Source organism: Streptomyces sp. PTL18, assembly GCF_059510295.1.
Genome location: NZ_JCAJZO010000002.1, coordinates 22,754 through 43,709 on the forward strand (window position 1 = coordinate 22,754; position 20,956 = coordinate 43,709).

Here is a 20,956-nt window from a genome sequence, read left to right on the forward strand (position 1 = left end):
AAGTGATCAGCTGGCGAGCTTAGCCAGCGCCGCGTCGATCCGGGCGAGTGTCCGGTCCTTGCCGAGGACCTCGAGGGACTCGAAGAGGGGCAGACCCACCGTGCGGCCCGTGACCGCGACGCGCACCGGGGCCTGGGCCTTGCCCAGCTTCAGGCCGTGCTCCTCGCCGGCGGCCAGGACCGCTTCCTTGAGGGACTCGGTGCTGGTCCAGTCGGCCGTCTCCAGCTTGGTGCGGGCCGTGGTCAGGAGAGCCACCGGGTCGCCCTTCATCGCCTTGTCCCAGGACGCCTCGTCCTCCACCGGCTCCTTCAGGAACAGGAAGTCGACGTTGGCCGTGATGTCCGAGAGGACGGCCACGCGGGTCTGGGCATGGGGGGCGATCGCCTCCCATGCGGCCTGGTCGAAGTCCTCGGGCGCCCAGTTGGCGTACGGGGCGCGCAGCCACGGCTGGCAGGCCTCGACGAACCTCTCCAGCGGCAGGGCGCGGATGTACTCGCCGTTGAAGGCGGTCAGCTTCTTGATGTCGAAGAAGGCCGGCGAGGTGTTCACGTCCTCGACGCGGAACTTCTCCTCCAGTTCCTCGTACGGGCGGAGCTCGACATCGTCCCCGGGGCCCCAGCCGAGCAGCATCAGGTAGTTGGTCATCGCCTCCGGCAGGTAGCCCTCGGCGAGGTAGTCCTCAAGAGCGACCTTGTCCCGGCGCTTGGACAGCTTCTGCCGCTTCTCGTTCACGATCACCGGCAGGTGCGCCCACGCCGGGGGCTTCGCGCCGAGGGCCTCCCACAGCAGTTGCTGCTTCGGCGTGTTCGACAGGTGCTCGTCACCGCGGATGACCAGGGTGATGCCCTCGTCAAGGTCGTCGACCACGTTGGCGATCAGGAAGACCGGTGAGCCGTCACCGCGGGCGATGACGAAGTCCTCGATCGCCGAGTTCGGGAAGGACGGCTCACCCCGGACGAGGTCCACGACGACCGTCTCGCCCTCGGTGGGCGTACGGAACCGCAGCGCCCGGCCCTCCACGTACTCCAGACCCCGGTCCCGGCAGAACCCGTCGTAGCCGAGGTGCTGCGAACCGGTCCGCTCCTGGAGCTGCTCACGGGTGCAGTCGCAGTAGTACGCGCGGCCCTGCGTATAGAGCTGCTGGGCAGCCTCGCTGTGACGGTTGGCGTTCTGCGACTGGAAGTACGGACCCTCGAAGGCGGGATCGTCCTTGGAGATCCCGATGGCCGCGAGCGCGCTGATGATGCCGTCGATCCACTCCGGCTTGTTGCGGGCCGCGTCGGTGTCCTCGATCCGCAGGACGAACTTGCCCCCCGACTGTCGCGCGACGGCCCAGTTGTAGAGAGCCGACCGGGCCCCGCCAACGTGGAACATTCCAGTCGGAGACGGGGCGAAACGCACGCGCGTGGAGGAGGTAGACATGCGGGCAAGCCTACCGATTCCCAGTAGGTGCTCGCCCGCACCCACGCTTCTTCAGTCCTTCGCCGGGCGACGGTTACGTTCGCATACGTGCCAGGCTGTGGCCTCGCTGACGCCGAATGCCGCGCCGAGCTGGGCATACGTGGCGCCACGTTCCTCACGCATCCGTACGAGATCCGCTTCCTGCGCACTGGTGAGTGCATGCCGTCCGCCTCGACCGGAAGCCGGTACAGGGGGCGGATCGGTGAGATGGCGCCAGGTTGCCCCCTGCACAGCCGCTCGAACCGTCGCGTACTTCAGATGGAACTTGTCCGCGAGCGATCGAAGGGAGGCACCACTGGCATGCGCAAGCCTCATCTCTCCCACTGTCGTCGCAGTCAGGAGTACGCCTGGGCGGCGCGCTTCCCCGGGGACCTTCTCAGACGCCTGTTCATCAACGTGCGCCCAGGTGACGCCCCGGATCGCATCATGAACGGTGTTGTAGGTGAGGCCGTCTCTCGTCGCTAGATAGTGCACCGACGCGCCACCTGCATGCTCGCGTCTCAAGCGACGCACATGGTCATCGTCCAGAACGGTAGGGCTCGGCTGGTCAGGATCAGCGGGCTGAGGCCGGCTGATTGGCGGTGGGTTGTCCACCTGGCGCCAGGTGGCGCCATAGACCGCCTTGGACAGCGCCCTGCTGGTCACCCCAAACGCACGCGCGAGACGATCTACTGAAGCCCCGTTCTCCACCTGCCGCCGCGCCTCGCGCACCAGCTCGGCGGTGAGCACCCTCCGGCCGCCGAGGTACCCCCGATCTGGGGCATCAGGATGTCCCGAGACTTGCGACGGCACTCAACACCCCCACTACTTAGCCCGGGCAGGCCAGATTCGTCCTTCGGCAGGTCGTACCTACAGCGACACGACCGAATCCAAGGACCACACCGTTCCTCACCAGCATGCACTGACCGTTCCAATGGCATCGCCGCGTTCAGCTCAGGCAGCTTGATGCCCCTCCCCGACAACCGCCGGGACCGACGACGTCCGCGATTTTACCGGCGGCGCCAGGCAGCCCAGATGATCATCTCGTCGCACGGCAGATACATGAGGGGAGGACGGGGCCTCCGTGGAGCCGTCGCCAATCCTTTCGTGCGGCGACTCCAGCCCAATCTCGAACCACGTCGTCTTGCCGTCAGGTTTCGGTTGCATGCCCCAGGCATCCGCCAAAGCGCCGACGAGCAGGAGACCTCGGCCGCTCTCGTCGTTCGGCCCGGCTGCGACGGCGCTCGGCATCGTAGGCTCAGTGTCCGTGACCTCCACACGAAGCCGTTTGGCGGTGCGCGTCACAACGACCTCGCACGGGCTGGCTGAATGTAGGACGGCGTTGGCTATGACCTCACTCGCCAGCAGCTCAACGGTCTCCAGCGCTTCATCTTGCAAGGAGGCGTCCAAGGCCCGGGCCAGTGCTACAACTTGGCGACGCGCGGGCGGGACTGCGTCTGCGGCAGCCGAAACCATGAATCCGTTCGCGGGACGTTCGGGATTGCTGCGTGCCATGACGACAACCTCACATCGGTAGCGGCCTCACTGAACGGAAGCCTTCCATCCGACAAGAACCGTGCGACGACAGTTTGTCCCTAGGTATTCCACGCAAGGTGTTTTGAGCTTGATGCGAGTTGTGGTATTCGAGGAGCAGCGAGCCGTCTCCGACTTCTCGCGACCAGTCAGGATCAGCAGACCGTTCCCCGCTGAGGCCTGCGCCTCCAGCGCCCTTTGGCACCACGAGGTACGAAGCGGAGTAGGGGTCCCTGTGATGGCACCAAGGCGTCTACGACCCGGCGTCGGTGTCTCCTGCCAATCAGCCAGTAACGCCGACGGTCATCTTCCAGTCTTACCTACAGTCAGGCCATCGAGCAGGGCATCGGCGACCGCCTCTTCGTAGAGGGCCTGGTCGGCCCGTTTCATGGCCGCTGCGAGTTCCGGGTCCCATGGCGTGGGCTGCGGCTTACCCCGGAGCCGGATGTGGTCGTCGTCCTGAGCGATTCCGGTGTTGTAGTCGGCCGCGGTCATCATCCAGGGGCGGGCACTATAGAGGTTGATCAGCTGGCTGGTCATGTCGATACCGGGCCAGTCGAAGTCACCGTGGTAGTGCAGGGTCCCACCCCCGTGCGTGATGGTGCGAGCAAGCCGATGGAAGGCGGTGGAGGGGCGGCCTTCGGCGCAGATCAGCGGCGGGCTTTCTGGGCCGAGTTCTTGTGCGGCGCGGCGCAGGACAGCCGGGTTCTCGCAGACGTAGACGGTCGGGAGGCTGACCGTGATGGGCAGGGTGACCAGTTGGTGGAGGGTGATGTGGAAGGGAGTGCCGTAGCTGGCCGCACCGGTGAGCCACTCGCCCAGCCCCTGTCCGTGAGCGGGGAGGTTGAGGACGAGGACGCGGCTGGCAAGGTCGTCGACGATGACGTCGAAAGCGTCCCACAGCTCACGGCGCTCTTCGGCAGTGGACGGCACGGAGGCGCTGTGGGCGTGAGCCAGGGCGCGTAGGACAAGGTTGGGCAGCGGACCGCGTCCGGGATTGAGGGATTTGGTGTCACCGGTGGCGATTTCGGCGAGGGCGGGCAGCATGAGCGGTGGGGTACCAGCAGCCCGGGCGTCGAGGTGTTCCAGGACCCGCACGGCGTGGGCGAGCGCTGATGTGTCGCCTTTGTTGATCAAAGTGGTCAGCGTGCCGTCGGTGGCGAGGTTGCTCAACCAGACCCGGTACCAGGGACGTGTGGAGTGGAGCGGGCTGGATTCCGCTTGTGCAAGGAGTTGTGTGCGGGCGTACTGGAGAGCGGCCTTCTCGGCAGGGCGATTACGCAATGGTCCGCCGGCTCGTGTGAGGACTTCTGCAAGCGGGGACCCAGTGGCAGTACGGATGGCAGCGTCGAGGTCGGCGAGCCGGATGGTGATCTTCGCTGTGCCGGGTGGGCGGTAGGTGCCGGTCAGGCCGATGATGGCCTCGCGTTCGGCGTCGGTGGGTGCGCTGACGCTGATGGTGCCGTCGAGGCGTCCTCCGGTGCGTTCCAGTGAGCGGCGTGCGGCTGCCAGCAGGCGCGTGTATTCCGGCTGCAGGTAGCGCTCGTGGGTTGTCGCAGGAGTGGTGGTCACGCTTCATCCGCTCCTTCGTCCTGCTGGTCGTCAGGGATGTCGTGGTCATCCGGGCCGGCGAGCAGGCCGTCGGCGGCGCGCGCGTGCCGACTTGGGGTGAAGCCGAGGAGATCGGCGGCCAACTCGTCGGATCCGGGGTAGCCGAGATCGTCGAGGATCTGCTGTCCGTCCCAGAGCATGAGCATGGCGGAGACGGTGTGGCTGGCCTTGTCGTAGTTCATGTCGTAGTGGGCAATGCGGGGGACGGTGGGGTAGGTGATCCACAGGTCGTGACCGGTCATGAACAGGTCTAGGTCGAATTTGACGGTCAGGGCGAGCAGATCGGGGCGGTACTGCTCGTCGATGCCGGCGAAGGCTTCGTCCAGGGCGATCAGGCGGGGGCAGGTGGGGCGGGCGGAGCTGTACTGGGCGTGGGCTGCGGCGAACAGCGGGAGGTGGATGGAAGCGGATTTCTCGCCGCCGGACATCTCGCTGTGCTTGGAGCGGGTGAGTTTCTCTTCTTTCTCGCCGGGCCGCGACAGCAGCAGTTCGAAGGTGCGCCAGGAGCGGTAGTCCAGGACGTCGGCGATGATCTGCTGGTAGGTCTTGCGGCGGTCGCGTGCTTTGCCGGTGCGGATCTGGGCTCGCAGCAGGGAGCGTAGTTCGGCCAGTCCAGACGGGCCCAGGGCCGTTGCGTCCTTCTTCAGTAGCTGGTTGACGGCGCGCTGTTCGTCGGTCAGGGCGTCGGACTGCACCCAGCGGATGCCGACGGTGGTGCCGGAGGACATGGGTTTGGCGCGGGTGTCGGCGTCCATGGCCTTGACCAGGTTGCGGGCGTCGATGGTGCGGGAGTGGATCTGCTGGGCCAGTCCGGTCAGCAGGGCGTCTTCCAGGACGGTGCGTTCGCGGTCTTCCAGCAGGATGCGCTGGTCGGCGACTTGCTCGGCCAGTCGGAGGCCGAACTCGGCGACCGGGGCGGGGCCTTCGGCGTCGGAGACTCGGGCGAGGATGATGTCGCCGTCCGGTTCCCACTCCAGGTGGTAGCCCTGATCGGATTCCGCGAGCGCGTTTTCCAGGTCGGTCAGGGCGGTGGAGATCTTCGTGGTGGTGGTCTTGAGAACGTTATCGGTAGCCCGACGGCCGCGGGTGGCGGTATCGATGGCGTCCAGGAGCGTGACCGTGGTGGACGGCAGGGCGCTGCGGGCGGCGTCATCCGGGGACACCTGCGGCGGGTTGGCGGTGAGCTGGGCGATCACGTCACTAGCGGCTTGTTCGGCGGTGGGCCAGACGCTGACGGGTGTCCATGGGGTGGCCGCGGGGGCGTTCAGCAGGCGGAGCAGGTCGGGGCGGGAGTAGGGCTCGAGGCCAGCGGTGGTGCGCAGTTGTTCGTCCAGGGCCGTGGTGAGGGCTTCGCTGATGTGTTCCAGGGCGTTCTCGGCGGTGGTGAGGCGGGTTTGCTGCGCCTGGGCTTCTGCGTCGGCCTGGTCGTAGGACGTATTGGCTTCGTCCAAGGCGGTCTGGGTTTCCTCAAGCTGCCTTTGGAGGTCGCGCAAGGGAGCGTCCAGCAGCGCTTCCTCGGTACGCAGGCGTTCCGCCAAGGCCTCGTAGTCGGCCGTGCGAGTGTTCAGTGCCTCGGTCTGTTCGGCGTAGTCCTGGCTCTGCTCTTTGATGCTCTCGCGGCGGTCGGCGAGATCGTTCTCGGTGTCGTGGATGGTGGATCGCGTGGTGTGAAGGTCATTGCCGGCTCTGACGAAATCGTTGACCGCGCGTTCGACGTCAACGAGTGCGTCGCGCTGTCCGGGTAGGCGGGCAGCGGCAGCCGCACGACGCAGCTGGCGCTCTTTGTCGTGGGTATTGGCGATGGCCAGATCGAGGGCCCGGTGTGCGGCATCCCGCCGTCCTCGGGCGTCGGCGAGCTGGACGGCGGTGACCTCGACGTCACGGACGGCTGCGGCGATCGGTGCGGTGGGCGGCAGCCGACGGCGGGCAGTGTCGAAGTCCGCCACGGCCTCGGCGGCGGCCTGCTGCGCGGTGGCCAGGTCAGCGAGCTGGTCTTCCAGCGCGTTGATCGTCTGGTCCAGGGCGTGCAGGCGTTCGCGGCGTCGGGCGGCGCGGGCGGTGGCACCGATGTACTCGGGCTGGGTCTTCGGGTGGGCGCCGAGCTGGATCCCCAGTGTGAACTGTGCGCGAGTGCTCACCGCGGGAGAGCAACCGGTGTCAGGGGTGAGGTCGTCGGTAAGGCGTACCGAGGCCAAGACCGCGGCGACGGCTTCGGCCGGGACCTGAGACTGTTCCTCGTCAGGGACGAGGACGTCGGCCAGGGTCCGGCCGGTGGGACGTTGGGCAGCCGGCAGTGGGAGCAGGTAGCCGTCGGGCTCATTGTCGGCGAATGCCTGCACGGTGGCGTCGACGTGCGGGTGAACCCAGGCTGTGAGCAGCCCCGCCCCATACAGGGCGCCTTCCACCGCCGCGGCCTGCTCGTGCGGCACGTCGTCGGTGAAGCGGATCAGCCGCCACAGTGGGGCGCCGGCACGGCCGCTGCGGTCTGCCGGTCGCAGGTCGTTTGGCGGAGGAGCATCATCTTGTTCAGCGGCAACCTTCGCTCGTTCGGCGCGCACCTTGGCGAGTTGTTCGTGTGTCTCGGTATGGCGGCGCTTGAGCGATTCCTGCTGGGCAAGAGCGCTGGTACGGCGTTCGTCGGTGAGCGAATGGAAGACCTCGGTCAGTGCGGGCGCATCCGGCTCGCCGACGGCTTCCAGCGCGTCGGTGAGAGTCGGCGCGTCAGCGGGGAAGAGAACGGCGGTCGGGGCCGTGCCCGTCCAACGGTCGATCATCTTTTGCAGCTCGGCGACGGCATCGGATCGGGCGGCGGCGAGGGCGTCGGCGGCCTGGGTGCAGGCGGCGGTGTAGTCCTTGACCTCCGTGTCTGCGACGTCGAACCGGGTCTGTTCGCGACGCTGGTCCTGGGCAGCGATTTCGGCCGCGTCCAGGTATCCGCGCACCTCACCGATGTCATGACGGCGTACCGCAGCCCGGCTCCCGACCTGGGTCATAAGGTCATCGGTGAGGTTCAGCGGGTCGTCCTCGGTGACCAAGCTGGCGGACTGCCCTGCCAACAGCAGGGCCTGCATGTGCCGGTCGGCAGCGCCGTGCAGCTGACCAAGCCGCTTCTCGACCCCGTCGGCCTCAGCTGTCAGACGCGCCACGCGCTGCCGCACCTTCTCCAGGCGGCTCTCCGTGTCGGCGATGTCCTTTCCCTCGCTTCGGACGCGGTCACGGAGCTCTCGCAGGCCGACCTCTTTCTTCAGAGCGTCGTGGTTGCGCAGCCCTTCCAAGCGGGCTCCGAGCTTCTTGCGGTTCGTCGCGGCTTCGCCCCTGGCTGTATTGGCGGTCTTGAGGGCGGCCTCCGCCGCACGGCGGTCCTGCGCCGCTTTGGCGATCTTGTCGCAGTGACCGGTGGTGGCCTCGAAGCGTGCGTTGATCCGCTCGACGCGGTCCCGGGCGTGCGCGCGCAGGTAGGCGGTGTAGTCCCGCAGGAAGTCCTGGACGGCCCCGTCGGCCTTGGTCAGGGAGTCCAAGACGGCCTGGATCTCGGCAAGGTTCTCGAAGTCCCGAGCAGCTTGGGTAATCAGGTCGTCATCGACCGGGCGAAGGCCGGCTGTGAGGGTGTCGGAGAGTTTGTCCGGGTCGAGGTCCTTGGCCAGCAGCGGGCGGCGCAACTGGAGCAGCAGGTTGATCAACTGGGCATAGCGCTGACGGCCCAGGCCGAACAGGCGGTCATCGATGGCTTCCCGGTACTCGGTGGCGGTCTTGTAGAGCGCGTCGGTGCCGAGGAGCTTCTCGAGCTCTTTCTTGCGCAGTGGCCGAGAGTCGGCGCTGAGCAGGCCGAAGTCCACGCCGATCCGGCCGTCGGTGACGAAGAAGAAGCGGCCCGGGCGTTCCTTGCTCTTCTGAGCCAGTAGGCCGATGCCGACGGTCACGGCCTCCAGCAGTTCGCCGTCGGCGGTGGTGCGGGTAAACTCCATCCACACGTACCCATACGCCGATTCCTGGCCCCGGTAGAGCAGGTTGGACTTCATCGTGCGTTCCTCGCCGCTGAACGGATCCAGTCGGCGCGGGTCGATGCTGCCGTCGAGGACCAGCGGGAAGAGGACCTCCAGCGCCTTGGTCTTGCCCGACCCGTTGTGGCCGCGCAGGACGAGACGGCCGTCAGCGAAGACGAACTCCTCGTCCCGGTAGTCCCACAGGCCGATGATCCCGGCGCGTGTGGGCTTGAAGCGGACGGTCGGAACGTCGTCAGACCGGCTCGGCTCAGGGAGCATCATCATCAGGAGGGGTCCTCCGCGGCGGAGAAGTCGAATGCGAACTGCCCGTCGCTCTGCGGATGAGGCAGGACGGCGGTGATGTTGCGGTAGCGGCCCGCCGCCGGGCGAACCAATACGCCACCGGGCACCGGATGCACCAAGCGCAGATCGGCGAGGAGGACGAGGGCCTCGGCCAACAGGCCACGCGGGTCCGCCTGCCACTTGCTGGTGAACGAGGCCGGTCCGAAATCCTCATAGAGCTCGTTGATCATCTCTACCAAGCGGGCGTCTTCAACCAGGGGCAGCTCCGGGGTCCGGACCGGCTCGCTTAGCTCGTCTTCGACTTCCGCCTGTTCGGGTGAATTGGTGCCGTCGACTGCGGGGGCGTCTAGCGCAAGAGCGGCCAGCGTTCCGACGTGCGGCAGCGCCAAGTCGATACGGGCGAGCAGGTCGGCGTGTTCTTCCGCGGGATCCGGTGGCTGCATGCGCTTCAGCTCACGCGATCGTTCGGGGTCTTCTTGCAGGTCGGCGATCTTGGCCAGGAGCAGACCGGCCGTGCGGTTAACCGCGCCGCCGCGGCCAGGGAAGCGCCGGTCGGTGAAGTGACCAGTGGTGTCGACAAGCATGATGCCCTCAGCCCGGCGCTCGATCTGCAGCCCCGTCAGGCGCACCAAATCCTCCGCCAATGTGGGCTGGCGTAGTGCGGCGGCAGTTTCGGGATCGGCGTCGGCGAAGTACACCACTGGGTTTTCGATAACGGCGCGGCGCGCCCGCTGCGCCCCATGTCGGCGTCGGGCATCGCGGCCGACGCCGCTCGGCGGTGCCTCCAGCAATCCGGCGGCGCTCGTCAGGTGCTGCAGGGGCTTGCCGGGACGGAACAGGGCGTTGCATAGCTCGTGGTCGATGTCGAACAAGGCGTCCCCGCGGTCCGGGTCGCGGGCCCAGGCTTGGGTCGAACCGTCCGAGACGTGCAGGGCCCCGTACTGCACCAGCCAGTCCATGACGTCCACGATGGCGTCTTTGTGCCCCGGAGCAGTCGGGTTAAAGCCGAGATGATCGATAGCGTTGGCGTGCGGGCTGAAATCCTTCACCAGGTCAGCGAGGGCGATCTCGACCCGGGAGCCGTGCAGGCACGCCAGCACGAGACACAGGTACGCCAACCGTCGTCGGTCGAACGGCCTACGACCGCTGTTGGCCGCGAGGATCGCCTGGCTGCCGTCGAACACGTCCAGGCGCCGAATCAGCCTCGCGTGCCGGGCAGTGGTGTGGAGGGTGTAACCGAAGAGCGAGCGGAAGTCCTCGGCCAGCTCGTCCGCCCAGCGCAGCACCACCGCCAGCGCACCTGGGCGGGGGTGGCTCTCACTGATCACACTGTGCAATAGCACCAGCCGGGCGGCCTCCTGATACGAACCCAGCTGCGCCGGCTCCACCCTCGCAGCAACGCGATGCGCGGCGGCCATCAGCTCACCTCCGCCGTTCCCCGCAGGATCGGTCCTGCGGGAGAAAGCTCCAGTGTGAAGCCGGGCAGCACCAGCGTGCCGTGCACGGTGCGCAGCCGACTGCCGGTCTGGCTGGGGATGAGCCGCAACGTCATTACATCACTTGCCCCGGTGGCCGACCGCAACCGGCCCGCGACCACGGTCCGTGCTTCCAACGCCCGGGTGAGCAGCTTCAGCACCGCCCGAAGCTCGGACTCGTCCAGCACCCGTTCATGGGGACCGTGCTCCAGTAGCCGTTCGGCCGCCACCCGCTCAGCCGCCCGCACCGCCCGCTGCTTCTCCCGCAGCCGGGCGCGCGCCCCGCGCTCGGTACGGATCGGCTGCGGACCCCCGGGCGAGGGCCGTTTGCCATGCCGGAACAAGCTGACGCTCACCTCGATGCCGGGAGCATCCCACCACGTCGAGCGGGAAGAGATCTGCTCACCGTCGTCATGGGCCCCGCCCAGGTGCCGGGCTGAACGCAGGTCGAACGCCGCGGCGATCAGCGCGTTCGCCGCTTGCTCATCCGGCGCCCCCGCAACCCAGGCTGCCAAGTGCCGCAACTGCGTCGTGCGGCTCACCCCGCTTCGCCGCGACTCAGTGACCTGCCGCAGCAACGCGATCACACCCGAGATCGCCGTACGCGTCGCCCCCTGCAACTGGTCGGCTTTCGAATCCGCCACTTCGCTCGCGAGGAACCACTGGCGAAGCCCCACCCAGCGCCGACGCCAATCCTCCCGACGGGCCTCCGGCCTCATCATCGGCCGCTCGTCCGCCTCCGCGGCCCGCTCCAACAGCGTCTCGATGCCGCTGTCTTCCACCAGGCGAACCGCATCAGCCAGGCGGGGTGCGTACCGCTCGAGCTCAGCGGAGAAATCGCTCATGTGCGCCAGCAGGGCATGCTTGTGCCGCAGGAACGTCTCCGGCGAGATGTCCGTGGTTCGCGTTACATCGTTCAACGTCAGATAGAACCGTGCGGCCCTGCGGGCCATGTCATCCAGAACGCTGTCCAGCCGTGAGAGCTTGCGGTAGATCTCCTCCCGGTCGGCGCTGAGGTTCGCCGCGGCCAGGGCCTTGAGATCGGACAGGATGTCAGCGAACACCAGCCGGGACAGATTCGCGTCCTCCACCCGCGCGCCGAGCACATCCTCCACCGCCATATAGGCCCGGTAGCCGATCTCAGTGAACTGATAAACAGACTGTCGGTTTCGATACGCGGCCAGGCTTCCCGCCCGAGCGGCATCCTCCACCCGGCACAGCACCCGGGCACCCTCCCGCTCGCGGTCCCGATCCCCGGACAGGACATCCAGCATCGCCCGCAAGTTGAGATCCGCAATGGCAGGAACGTCAGCGTGGTTGGCAGCCAGCTCCCCCAGCACTGCCGCCACGTCGCTGGTGTGCACCTGCACCTGGTGAACCGTCCGCAGTTGGTTCATCGCCCGCAAGACCCACAGATACGACGCCCAATCGTCACGCTGGGTGAAGTTGAACAACCTCAGACGATCACCCACTACCAGGCCATCAAGATCGAATGACCCAAGCGTGCCGGAACCATCTAACTGCGGCAACTGCGTCCCTCCCTCAAGCCGCGCGCCCGGCGACCATCGACTTCAACTGTGACACGCCCCTACGACAGCGGGCGGACAGATACTCGCCCTCAACGGAGCAGCACAAACCGCTTCGGACGGCCTTCTGCGGCGTGACGCCACTCGGGCTCCAGGCCATCGGCCGTCGCACATCGAACTCGAGGATGTTCGACAGCGCGTATAGCCGTCGCTCGTCGGGCACCTCGGAGGTGCTGGCTGTGGCGGCCTGGTGGCGTGCCGCGAGAACGCCGAACGCTTGACGGCCAAGATTCGCCGTTGTCGCCGCTGAAGCCGACGTTTCACATGCACACCCCCGACAGTCGGTCGTCAGGACCCGAAGAACGAGGTGTCGTCATGGCCGTCGCACTGGGCCCCGCGCGGCAAGCGGAAGGTGTTCAGTACGGGTTATCCACAACCCCCGAGTTATCCACCAAGATCAACGCGGCGTGTCAGAAGGATGTTTTGCTACGCGCATGACAGGAAGCTCGCAACATCTCCGAGAAAACGATCCACTGTCCGCCGTCCCTTCGCACTCCACTGAATGCATGACGCCGGTGAGGAGTATGACCAGCACGCCGCCGCAGTTCCAACTCCGCTGCGGCGGACTGCACTTGGTCATACGACGGATACCCACGTGGCTCGTCACAACTGTCACCACAGCCACGGGAGCCGGGGCAGCCTGGTGGACAAGCCGTTGAGCGTACGAGCCAGAAGCAGTCAAGCGTGACCACCAAGCCAGCTCATCGCAAGATCACGCCAAACGAAATCGCTTTTCAGGATCCCTGCCGCGTCGCCGGCGTGAACCCAGGATCGGTCAACAGCGAGATCTCGTAGCCGCCTTCGCCCGAGATGAGCGAGTCGCTGTCCCAGTGCAACTCAACCTCGTCCAAGCCCTTGTTCCGAACGAGCCAGTCGTAGTTCTTCAGCGCGGTGATCGTCTCTTCGGTCATGGGCCCGAGGCTACTGGGCACGGCAAGACGCTGCTGGCGTTCACCCGGAACTGGGAGCCTGCAACCGCCGCCTTCGACCCACACCAAGATCGACGGAACTATGATCTGGCCCAGGTCAGAGGCGTCCCCCGCGCCTCTGCGCCAGGGACTTTTCAGGGACTTTCGGCCCTGTCTGAGGGACTTCCGAGGGACTTTCCGCCGCGTAACGCGGCAAGCCCCTGAAAGACCGGAAAGGGCCTCCGACGCAGGTCAGAGGCCCTTTCCCAGGCAAAGCCGCAGATGGCGGCAGACGAGTCGGGCTGTACGCCGGGTTCTGTTCTCCAGGGTCCTCGCGGGCCCTGGAGCGACGGCCATCCATCTAGGACCGGCGTTGCCGCCGGTCTCGTGCGGTCTACCCGCGGACTCGGGCGGGCAGCCCTCGAGCGTCCGCGCAGAGCGCTTTTCACAGCGCTCCTTTTGACCTTGCTCCGGGTGGGGTTTACCTAGCTGCCCAGGTCGCCCTGGGCACTGGTGGTCTCTTACACCGCCGTTTCACCCTTACCCGACGCCTGGGCGTCGGGCGGTTTGCTTTCTGTGGCACTGTCCCGCGGGTCACCCCGGGTGGCCGTTAGCCACCACCCTGCCCTGTGGAGCCCGGACGTTCCTCGGGGAGCTCCCCGTTAGGGGCTCCACGCGGCCGTCCGCCCGGCTCGTCTGCCGTGTGGACCATGGTACCGGGCGCGGCAGCCGCTCCGGTCCGTGGCCACGGCCGGGTCCGCCGTCGCCGGCACCGAGCCGGCCAGGACGAGAGCGAAGGGGAGCAGGGTGCCTGCCGCCACAGGGCGGGAAAGCCCTCCGGCAGGCCCTCTTCCTGCGTGAGCGGCTCATGGGCCATGGCGGTCAAGGCACTCCCCTCCTCCGGTCGCCCGCCGGAATGGGACATCGGCTGATCACCTGGCCGTGAGATCGGGAACCGTTCCCTCGAACGGGCACACGCTCACGACGGTCGCCGGGCGCCGGGCCGCTCGCTCGACCCTGCCGCGGCCTCGGTGCGGTGCAGTGCCTCAAGGCCGCGTTTCCAGGCCGCCTCCAGGTCCGCGTCCTCGGGAAACCGTCCGTGGATCTCCAGGATCACCATGCCGTGTGCGAAGGCCCAGGTGGACCGGCGTCAAGGGCGCCGTCCGGGGTGGACGCCCCCTCCCCGTAACCTGGCGCGAGCACCACCACCGGCCCCGAGGAGAAACCCGTGCTCGTCCTGCTGCCGCCCTCCGAAGGCAAGGCCCCCTCCGGGCGCGGTACCCCGCTGAAGCCGGAGTCGTTGTCCCTGCGGGGGCTCACCGCCGCGCGGGAGGCCGTGCTGGCCGAGCTGGTCGAGCTGTGCTCGGGGGACGAGGCCAAGGCGCGCGAGGCGCTCGGGCTGAGCGAGGGGCTGAGCGGCGAGGTCGCGAAGAACGCCGGGTTGCGGAGCGCGGGGGCGCGGCCCGCCGGGGAGATCTACACCGGCGTGCTGTACGACGCCCTGGATCTGGCCTCCCTGGACGCCGCCGCCAAGCGGCGCGCGGCCAGGTCGCTGCTCGTGTTCTCCGGGTTGTGGGGCGCCGTCCGCGTCACGGACCGGATCCCCTCCTACCGGTGCTCGATGGGCGTGAAGCTGCCCGGGCTCGGGGCGCTCGGCGCGTACTGGCGCACGCCGATGGCCTCCGTCCTGCCCGAGGCGGCCGGCGACGACCTGGTGCTCGACCTGCGGTCCTCCGCGTACGCGGCGGCCTGGAAGCCGAAGGGAGAGGTCGCGGGGCGCACGGCGACCGTGCGGGTACTGCACTCCCAGGTCGTGGACGGGGTGGAGAAGCGGTCGGTCGTGAGCCACTTCAACAAGGCGACCAAGGGGCGGATCGTGCGTGCCCTGCTGGTGGCGGGGGCCGCGCCGAAGGACCCCGCGGAGCTGGCGGAGGCGCTGCGGGATCTGGGGTACACGGTGGAGGCCGAGGCGCCGGGGCGGACGGGGAGAGCGTGGTCGTTGGATGTGGTGGTGACGGACATCCACTGATGACCCACTGATCCGCCCGACCGGACGTCGACCGTGGTGTGGCAACGTGTGCAGTGACCTTTGCGCGTGCTGCCACGCGCGGGCAGGGTGCCCCCCATGGCCCCGCCGCCGCCCTTCCCGCCCGCGGCCTCCGCCCACCCGGTGCTCGATCTCGCGCCCGTCGTCCCCGTGGTCGTCGTCGAGGACGCCGCCGACGCCGTGCCTCCGGCGCGGGCGCTGGTGGCCGGTGGGCTGCCCGCGATCGAGGCCCGACGTGGGTTGCGCCGGCGGTACGTGGATGGTTCCCGAGGCCGCGGTCGCCGGGCGGGACCGGGCACGGATCGAGGGTCTCGCCCGGGAGGCGGCGGGGCTGCGGCGCCCGGTCAGCGCAGGTGCGAGGTGTCGTTGAGGAGGCGGAGGCTCGCGTTGCCGTCGGCGTAGTAGGCCACCGCGGACAGGGACGCGGCGGACAGCTCCATGCGGAACAGGGACTCGGTGGGTGCGCCGAGGGCGAGCCGGACGAGGGTCTTGATGGGCGTCACGTGGGAGACGACCAGGACGGTACGGCCCGCATGAGAGGCGAGCAGCCTGTCCCGCGCGACGGCGACCCGGCGGGCGACGGCCGCGAAGCTCTCGCCGCCGCCGGTGGGTGCGGCCTCCGGGTCGGTCAGCCAGGCGTTCATGTCGTCCGGGTGGCGCTCGCGGACCTCGCCGAAGGTGAGGCCCTCCCAGGCGCCGAAGTCGGTCTCGCGCAGACCGTCCTCGATACCGGCCTCCAGCCCGAGGCGGGCTGCGACGGCACCGGCCGTCTCGCGACAGCGGGCGAGGGGCGAGGAGACGACGGCCTGCACGGTGCCCCGCGCGGCCAGCACCCCGGCGACCAGCTCGGCCTGCCGCCGGCCGGCCTCGGAGAGACCCGGGTCGCTGCCTCCGCTGCCGGAGAACCGCTTCTGCGGGGTCAACGGGGTCTCGCCGTGGCGCAGCAGGACGAAGGTGGTGGGAGCGCCGAGGTCGGGCGGCGCGGAGGCAACGTTGCGAGCGGCCCGCACATCGGCCGCGTCCCGCTCCGCCGTCGACCGGGCCGGTTCCCACCGCTCCCCCCGGCCTCCCGCGTCCATCGCCTCGTTGGCGAGCCGGTCCGCGTGCTTGTTCTGCTCGCGCGGGATCCACTCGTAGGTGACCTGCCCGGGCGGGAAGACCGCGGCCGCCTCCGTCGCCAGGGGTCTCATCGCCGGGTGCTTGATCTTCCAGCGGCCCGACATCTGCTCCACGACCAGCTTGGAGTCCATCCGCACCCGCACCCGTGCGTGCGGGTCCAGCGCGTGGGCCGCGCGCAGCCCGGCGAGCAGGCCCCGGTACTCGGCGACGTTGTTCGTGGCGGTGCCGATGAACTCGGCCCGTTCCACGAGCGTCTCGCCGCTTACCGCGTCGAGCACCACGGAGCCGTAGCCCGCGGGCCCCGGGTTGCCCCGGGAACCGCCGTCCGCCTCGACGATGAACTCATGCACGCCGTACGCCACTTGCCGCCCTTGCCGACTCTCGTCGCCTCTTGGTACGCCTCTTGCCCGCGGGGCTTCCCGTCCTTCCTACAGGCCCGACTCGGCCGTGCGCACCAGGATCCGGCGGCAGTTCTCGCAGCGCACCACCGTGTCGGGCGCGGCCGAGCGGATCTCGCTCAGTTCGGTGATCGCCAGCTCCTGCCGGCAGCCCTGGCAGGTTCGCTGGTACAGCTTGGCCGCGCCGATGCCGCCCTGCTGCTCGCGCAGCTTGTCGTAGAGCTTCAGCAGGTCCGCCGGCACCGAGGCGGCGACGACCTCGCGCTCCTTGGAAACCGACGCGGCCTCGCCGTCGATCTCCTCGAAGGCCGCGTCCCGGCGCGCCGTGGCGTCGTCGATCCTGGACTGGACGGAGGCGACACGCTCGGTCAGCTCCGCGACCCGCTCCTGTGTGGCCTCCCGGCGCTCCATGACCTCCAGGACGATGTCCTCCAGGTCGCCCTGCCGCTTGGCGAGCGAGGCGATCTCGTGCTGGAGGTTCTCCAGGTCCTTCGGCGAGGTGACCGCGCCGGAGTCGAGGCGCTGCTGGTCGCGGGCGGCACGCTGGCGCACCTGGTCCACGTCCTGCTCCGCCTTGGTCTGCTCGCGGGCGCAGTCGCTCTCCTCGGTCTGCGCGGCCACCAGCAGGTCGCGCAGCTGGGTGTGGTCCTTGGACAGGGACTCGATCTCGGCGTGTTCCGGCAGGGACCTCCGCCGGTGTGCGAGCTGCTGCAGGCGGACGTCGAGGGCCTGGACGTCGAGGAGTCGGATCTGGTCGGCGGGCGCGGCGTTCAGTTGGGGGCTCCCATTAGCTGCTAGTGGTGGCGGAGGACGCCGCGTGGGCGGTCCAGGGGTCGGTGACCGTCTTGGAGACGTGGACGCGCAGGTCCCATCCGTGCCGGTCGGAGATCTCGTCGAGCTGGGCGGCGGCCAGCTCGCACCAGGGCCACTCGGTGGCCCAGTGCGCCGCGTCGAGCAGCGCGAGAGGACTGTGGGCGCGGTCCGCGACGAACTCCGAGGCCGGATGGTGGCGCAGGTCCGCGGTGAGGAAGGCGTCGACACCGGCCGCGCGGACCGCGTCGAAGAGGCTGTCGCCGGAGCCGCCGCTGACGGCGACCGTCCGGACGAGGGCCTCGGGGTCGCCGGCGACGCGGATGCCCTGCGCGGTGGCGGGCAGCCGCTCGGCGGCGCGGGCGGCGAGCTCACGGACGGTCAGCGGGTGGTCCAGCTCGCAGACGCGGCCGAGGCCCCGGCGGCCCTCCGGGTCGGTGGGGTCCGGCACCAGGGGGCGCACGACCCTGAGGTCCAGCGCGCCGGCCAGCGCGTCGCTGACGCCCGGGTCGGCGGTGTCGGCGTTGGTGTGGGCGACGTGCAGCGCGATGTCGTTCTTGATCAGGGTGTGCACGACCCGGCCCTTGAAGCTGGAGGCCGCCACCGTCGTCGTACCGCGCAGATAGAGCGGGTGGTGGGTGACCAGCAGGTCGGCGCCCAGCTTCACCGCCTCGTCGACGATCTCCTGGACCGGGTCGACGGCGAGGAGGACCCGGGAGATCTCCTGGTCGGGTTCGCCGGCGACCGTGCCGACCGCGTCCCAGGACTCGGCCCGCTCGGCGGGCCACAGGGTCTCCAGCGCGGCGATGACTTCAGACAGACGGGGCACGGGGAAAAGGCTACCTGCCCCGGGGCGGTGACCCACCGGTCCCGGGTCGTTCGACCGGTCGGCGGGAGGTACGGATACGGGCCCGCTCGTCGTCAGGCGGTGCCGAGGTGGTGAGTTGACCGTCCGCGCGCCCCCCGCGCAGCACAGTCGCCCCCGTTTATTCACAGGAATCCCGGCACCGACACCCTTACGTGTGAAGCGACGGCCCGGGGATTCCACGCCTGTGCGTACGAAAACTAGCTTTCGTCGCGGGAGGTGACCGAACGATGACGGCCTGTGTCTTCACATCCGCCACGGCGAACGGCCCCGAAGGGGCGCCCGCGCCCGGATGCGTGATCACCGCGGACGGTTCCTACGCGGCGCGTCTGGCTCTGGACGGCGCGTCCTGGTACCCGGAGCGCTGGACCCTGGACGGCCCGGAACCGTACGCCGTGCCGCTGCCCGTGAACCAGCCCGAGGAGCCCGGCACCGAGGTGCAGCCGCTGGCCGACGGGCGGGTGCTGATCCACCGCGCCGCGGCCGGGCGGCACACGTTCTCGCTGCTGTATCCGACGGGGCCGGGCACCGGGGAGCGGCTGCTGGGCGCGGTGGAGCGCACCACGGAGAGGACCCGGCTGCGGCTGCTGCCACCCGCGCCGACGGGGGACCGCGCCTTCGCCCTGGAGGTCGATCGGACGGCGACCGCGGTGTGGCTGGTGGCGGGCGGCGCCAGGGGTCCGGAGCGGGTGGCCCTGGTGCCGGGCCGGTGCTCGGGCGGGGTGTGGCTGGACCGCACGGGCCGGCTGCTGGCCGTGGACCGCACGCCGCCGGACGGAGGTCCCACCAAGACGGTGGTGGTGGATCTGGAGCGGGGCGGCGAGGTGTCGCCGCTGCTGCAGATCGCGGAGGGCAGCAACGACCGGCTGCTGCTCGCCGACCCGGACAGCGGCCTGCTGCTGATCCGCTCGGACGCGCCCTCACCGGGCCGGGAGCGGCTCGGCTGGGGAGTGCTGGGGAGCACGCTGCCGGTGCGTTTCCCCGAGTGCCTGCGCCTGGACCGCCCCGCGACCCCGTTCGCCGTCCAGCCGGGGCAGGCGCTGACGCCGGAGAGCTGCGCGGTGGCGCTGCGCATCGACGGGCCGGCCGGCAGCTGGGTCGGGGTGTGGCGCCCAGCAGACCGCAGGGTGCACCAACTGGCGCCGCCCACCGGCTGGTTGGCGGGGGCCGGGCTGTGGACGCGGGACGGTGTGCTGCGGCTGCCGTACGCGGCGGGCGCGGTGCGGTGCGGGGTGGCTCGGCTGGAGGTACCCGGGGCGGCGGTCGCCGCGCCGGGCAGCGAGACGGCTGAACGGCCGACCCGGGAGACGGGGCAGCGGCCGGTTCCGCGGCCCGAGGAGCCGTCGGTGACGCGACCCGTCCCCTTGCAGCAGGCGCTGTCGCCGCGGCGTGCGGATGCGGCACCGACGCCCCTGGTGTGGATCCGCAGGAGACAGGAACCGGTGGGGAGTAGGAGCGGGCCTCCCGGGCATACGCAGGGCCAGGGCGGCAGCCGCGGCACGACTCCACCGGCCCCCGGCACGGCTGTCGTCGCCGCCCGTTAGACTCGCCCGGCTGTACGAAGGATCATGTTTTGACGGGGTGAACACTTCCGATGAGCGACACCAGCACCACACAGCCTCTGTCTGCCGAGGTCCAGGAGATCCCCGGGCACGGCAAGCACCGCGGTCCGGTATCCGCGGAGGACCACGAGGCTGCTCCGCACGGCCGGCACCGCAAGCCGTCCGGCCGGCAGGAACAGACCGGCACCGCGGCCTGAACCCGCTCCGGTTCCGGCCGCACCACGGAACGGTGTGTCAGCCGACCGCACGCGGTCGGCTGATGCGTCTCTCCGGCCCCGCCCGTCCCACGACGGGCGGGGCCGTCGCACAGGAGCCCCCGGTCGACCCCTTCAGTCCTCGTGCCGCAACCCCAGCACCTCCGCCGCCGCGAACGTCTCACCCGGCGGCCGCCCGGCGTAGTGCGGGGTGAGCAGTGCGTCGAGTTCGTCGTACGTGAAGGCGTCCTGCTTGGTGTCGAACTTCGCCCGCACCCGCGGCCGTTCGACGATCGCCACCATGCCTCCGTGCACGACGAGGAGCTGCCCGTTGACCTGTGCGGCGGCGGGTGAGGCGAGATAGCCCACGAGGGGGGCGACATGCTCGGGCGCGAGTGGGTCGAGGCCGTCGTCCGGGGGTTCCGAGCCGGCGAAGACGTCCTCGGTCATACGGGTCCGGGCGCGCGGGCAGATCACGTTGGCTGTGACGCCGTACTTGGCGAGGGCCGACGCCGTCGACGTGGTCAGCCCGACGATTCCGCCCTTGGCCGCCGCATAGTTGGGCTGCCCGGCCGAACCCGCCAGGAAGGCCTCCGAGGACGTGTTCACGATCCGCCCGTACACCGGCCCTCCCGCCGACTTGGAACGGGACCGCCAGTGCGCGGCGGCGAAGCGCGTGGTGTTGAAGTGGCCTTTGAGGTGGACCCGGATCACCGCGTCCCACTCCGCCTCGGACATCGAGAAGACCATGCGGTCGCGCAGGATGCCGGCGTTGTTGACGAGGATGTCGAGCGTGCCGAACTCCCGGACGGCCGACTCGACCAGCTCACGGGCCTGTTCGAAGTCGGACACGTCCCCGGTGTGGGCGACGGCCAGGCCGCCCGCCGCACGGATCTCGGCGGCGACCGTCTCGGCGGGGGCCGTCGAGGCCTCGCCGGATCCGTCCCTCCCCGGCTGCCCGTAGTCGTTGACGACGACGGCCGCGCCGAGCCGGGCGAGTTCCAGCGCCTCGGCCCGGCCGAGTCCCCGGCCGGCGCCCGTCACGACGGCGGTGCGTCCCCGAAGTGGCAGTGCCATGAACGTCCTCTCGCCGCAGGGAGGTTCTGATGAGGTGCGAGGTTT

15 protein-coding genes, 1 other RNA gene and 2 pseudogenes are annotated in these 20,956 nt (G+C 69.4%); 4 read left to right on the plus strand and 14 right to left on the minus strand.

The annotated features are described in order from the left end of the window. Positions 1-6: 6 nt before the first annotated feature. The 10 genes and pseudogenes from gltX to AC5WS8_RS04555 form a co-directional block, all read right to left on the minus strand. Positions 7-1,374 (minus strand): glutamate--tRNA ligase, encoded by a 1,368-nt coding sequence (gene gltX, locus AC5WS8_RS04510; protein WP_496102403.1) that lies wholly within the window; start codon positions 1,372-1,374, stop codon positions 7-9. A 99-nt stretch (positions 1,375-1,473) separates the two neighbouring features. Beyond that, positions 1,474-2,190 carry a hypothetical protein gene (locus tag AC5WS8_RS04515; RefSeq protein ID WP_496101971.1) on the minus strand — a complete coding sequence of 239 codons (717 nt, stop codon included), beginning with the start codon at positions 2,188-2,190 and terminating at the stop codon, positions 1,474-1,476. Positions 2,191-2,394: 204 nt separating this feature from the next. Then, a complete protein-coding gene (locus AC5WS8_RS04520) occupies positions 2,395-2,955 on the minus strand; it encodes an ATP-binding protein (RefSeq protein ID WP_496101972.1) in 561 nt (186 codons plus the stop codon). Between the two features lie 321 nt (positions 2,956-3,276). Beyond that, positions 3,277-4,545 carry a TIGR02679 family protein gene (locus AC5WS8_RS04525; RefSeq protein WP_496101973.1) on the minus strand — a complete coding sequence of 423 codons (1,269 nt, stop codon included), beginning with the start codon at positions 4,543-4,545 and terminating at the stop codon, positions 3,277-3,279. Continuing rightward, on the minus strand, positions 4,542-8,852 hold the full coding sequence (locus AC5WS8_RS04530) for a TIGR02680 family protein (protein WP_496101974.1): 4,311 nt from the start codon (positions 8,850-8,852) through the stop codon (positions 4,542-4,544). Before AC5WS8_RS04530 ends, AC5WS8_RS04525 begins: the two co-directional genes overlap by 4 nt. Next, positions 8,852-10,288 carry a DUF2398 family protein gene (locus AC5WS8_RS04535; protein WP_496101975.1) on the minus strand — a complete coding sequence of 479 codons (1,437 nt, stop codon included), beginning with the start codon at positions 10,286-10,288 and terminating at the stop codon, positions 8,852-8,854. The genes AC5WS8_RS04530 and AC5WS8_RS04535 overlap by 1 nt, the downstream gene beginning before the upstream one ends. Next, positions 10,288-11,799: a TIGR02677 family protein gene (locus AC5WS8_RS04540; RefSeq protein ID WP_496101976.1), complete on the minus strand. Its 1,512-nt coding sequence runs from the start codon at positions 11,797-11,799 to the stop codon at positions 10,288-10,290. Before AC5WS8_RS04540 ends, AC5WS8_RS04535 begins: the two co-directional genes overlap by 1 nt. 866 nt (positions 11,800-12,665) lie before the next feature. Beyond that, entirely contained in the window at positions 12,666-12,842 is a 177-nt protein-coding gene (locus tag AC5WS8_RS04545; RefSeq protein ID WP_450470374.1) for a hypothetical protein, read from the minus strand. A gap of 286 nt (positions 12,843-13,128) precedes the next feature. Further along, positions 13,129-13,534, minus strand: an RNA gene (gene rnpB / locus AC5WS8_RS04550) — RNase P RNA component class A. 284 nt (positions 13,535-13,818) lie between these two features. Further along, positions 13,819-13,974 (minus strand): annotated as a pseudogene (locus AC5WS8_RS04555) (hypothetical protein); the annotation flags it as partial. A gap of 93 nt (positions 13,975-14,067) precedes the next feature. Between AC5WS8_RS04555 and yaaA the strand changes: the two are divergent. Both yaaA and AC5WS8_RS04565 read left to right on the plus strand, forming a co-directional pair. Continuing rightward, positions 14,068-14,868: a peroxide stress protein YaaA gene (gene yaaA, locus AC5WS8_RS04560; protein WP_496101977.1), complete on the plus strand. Its 801-nt coding sequence runs from the start codon at positions 14,068-14,070 to the stop codon at positions 14,866-14,868. Positions 14,869-14,964: 96 nt separating this feature from the next. Then, positions 14,965-15,114, plus strand: a pseudogene (locus AC5WS8_RS04565) (keto-deoxy-phosphogluconate aldolase); the annotation flags it as partial. 116 nt (positions 15,115-15,230) lie between these two features. On the opposite strand, the gene AC5WS8_RS04570 reads toward AC5WS8_RS04565, so the two are convergent. The 3 genes from AC5WS8_RS04570 to AC5WS8_RS04580 form a co-directional block, all read right to left on the minus strand. Beyond that, positions 15,231-16,355: a bifunctional RNase H/acid phosphatase gene (locus AC5WS8_RS04570; protein ID WP_496102404.1), complete on the minus strand. Its 1,125-nt coding sequence runs from the start codon at positions 16,353-16,355 to the stop codon at positions 15,231-15,233. Positions 16,356-16,433: 78 nt separating this feature from the next. Beyond that, positions 16,434-17,177, minus strand: coding sequence for a zinc ribbon domain-containing protein (locus AC5WS8_RS04575; protein WP_496102405.1), 744 nt, complete (start codon positions 17,175-17,177; stop codon positions 16,434-16,436). 13 nt (positions 17,178-17,190) lie between these two features. After that, the gene (locus AC5WS8_RS04580) at positions 17,191-18,042 is read right to left on the minus strand and encodes a Nif3-like dinuclear metal center hexameric protein (RefSeq protein ID WP_496101978.1); all 852 of its coding nucleotides are present in this window, start codon (positions 18,040-18,042) and stop codon (positions 17,191-17,193) included. A gap of 266 nt (positions 18,043-18,308) precedes the next feature. On the opposite strand from AC5WS8_RS04580, the gene AC5WS8_RS04585 reads away from it, so the two are divergent. Both AC5WS8_RS04585 and AC5WS8_RS04590 read left to right on the plus strand, forming a co-directional pair. Beyond that, positions 18,309-19,622: a hypothetical protein gene (locus AC5WS8_RS04585; protein ID WP_496101979.1), complete on the plus strand. Its 1,314-nt coding sequence runs from the start codon at positions 18,309-18,311 to the stop codon at positions 19,620-19,622. Between the two features lie 50 nt (positions 19,623-19,672). Beyond that, positions 19,673-19,837 (plus strand): hypothetical protein, encoded by a 165-nt coding sequence (locus AC5WS8_RS04590; protein WP_496101980.1) that lies wholly within the window; start codon positions 19,673-19,675, stop codon positions 19,835-19,837. A 132-nt stretch (positions 19,838-19,969) separates the two neighbouring features. Here the strand turns inward: AC5WS8_RS04590 and AC5WS8_RS04595 are convergent, their stop codons facing one another. Then, a complete protein-coding gene (locus AC5WS8_RS04595; protein WP_496101981.1) occupies positions 19,970-20,911 on the minus strand; it encodes a 3-oxoacyl-ACP reductase in 942 nt (313 codons plus the stop codon). Positions 20,912-20,956: the final 45 nt, after the last annotated feature.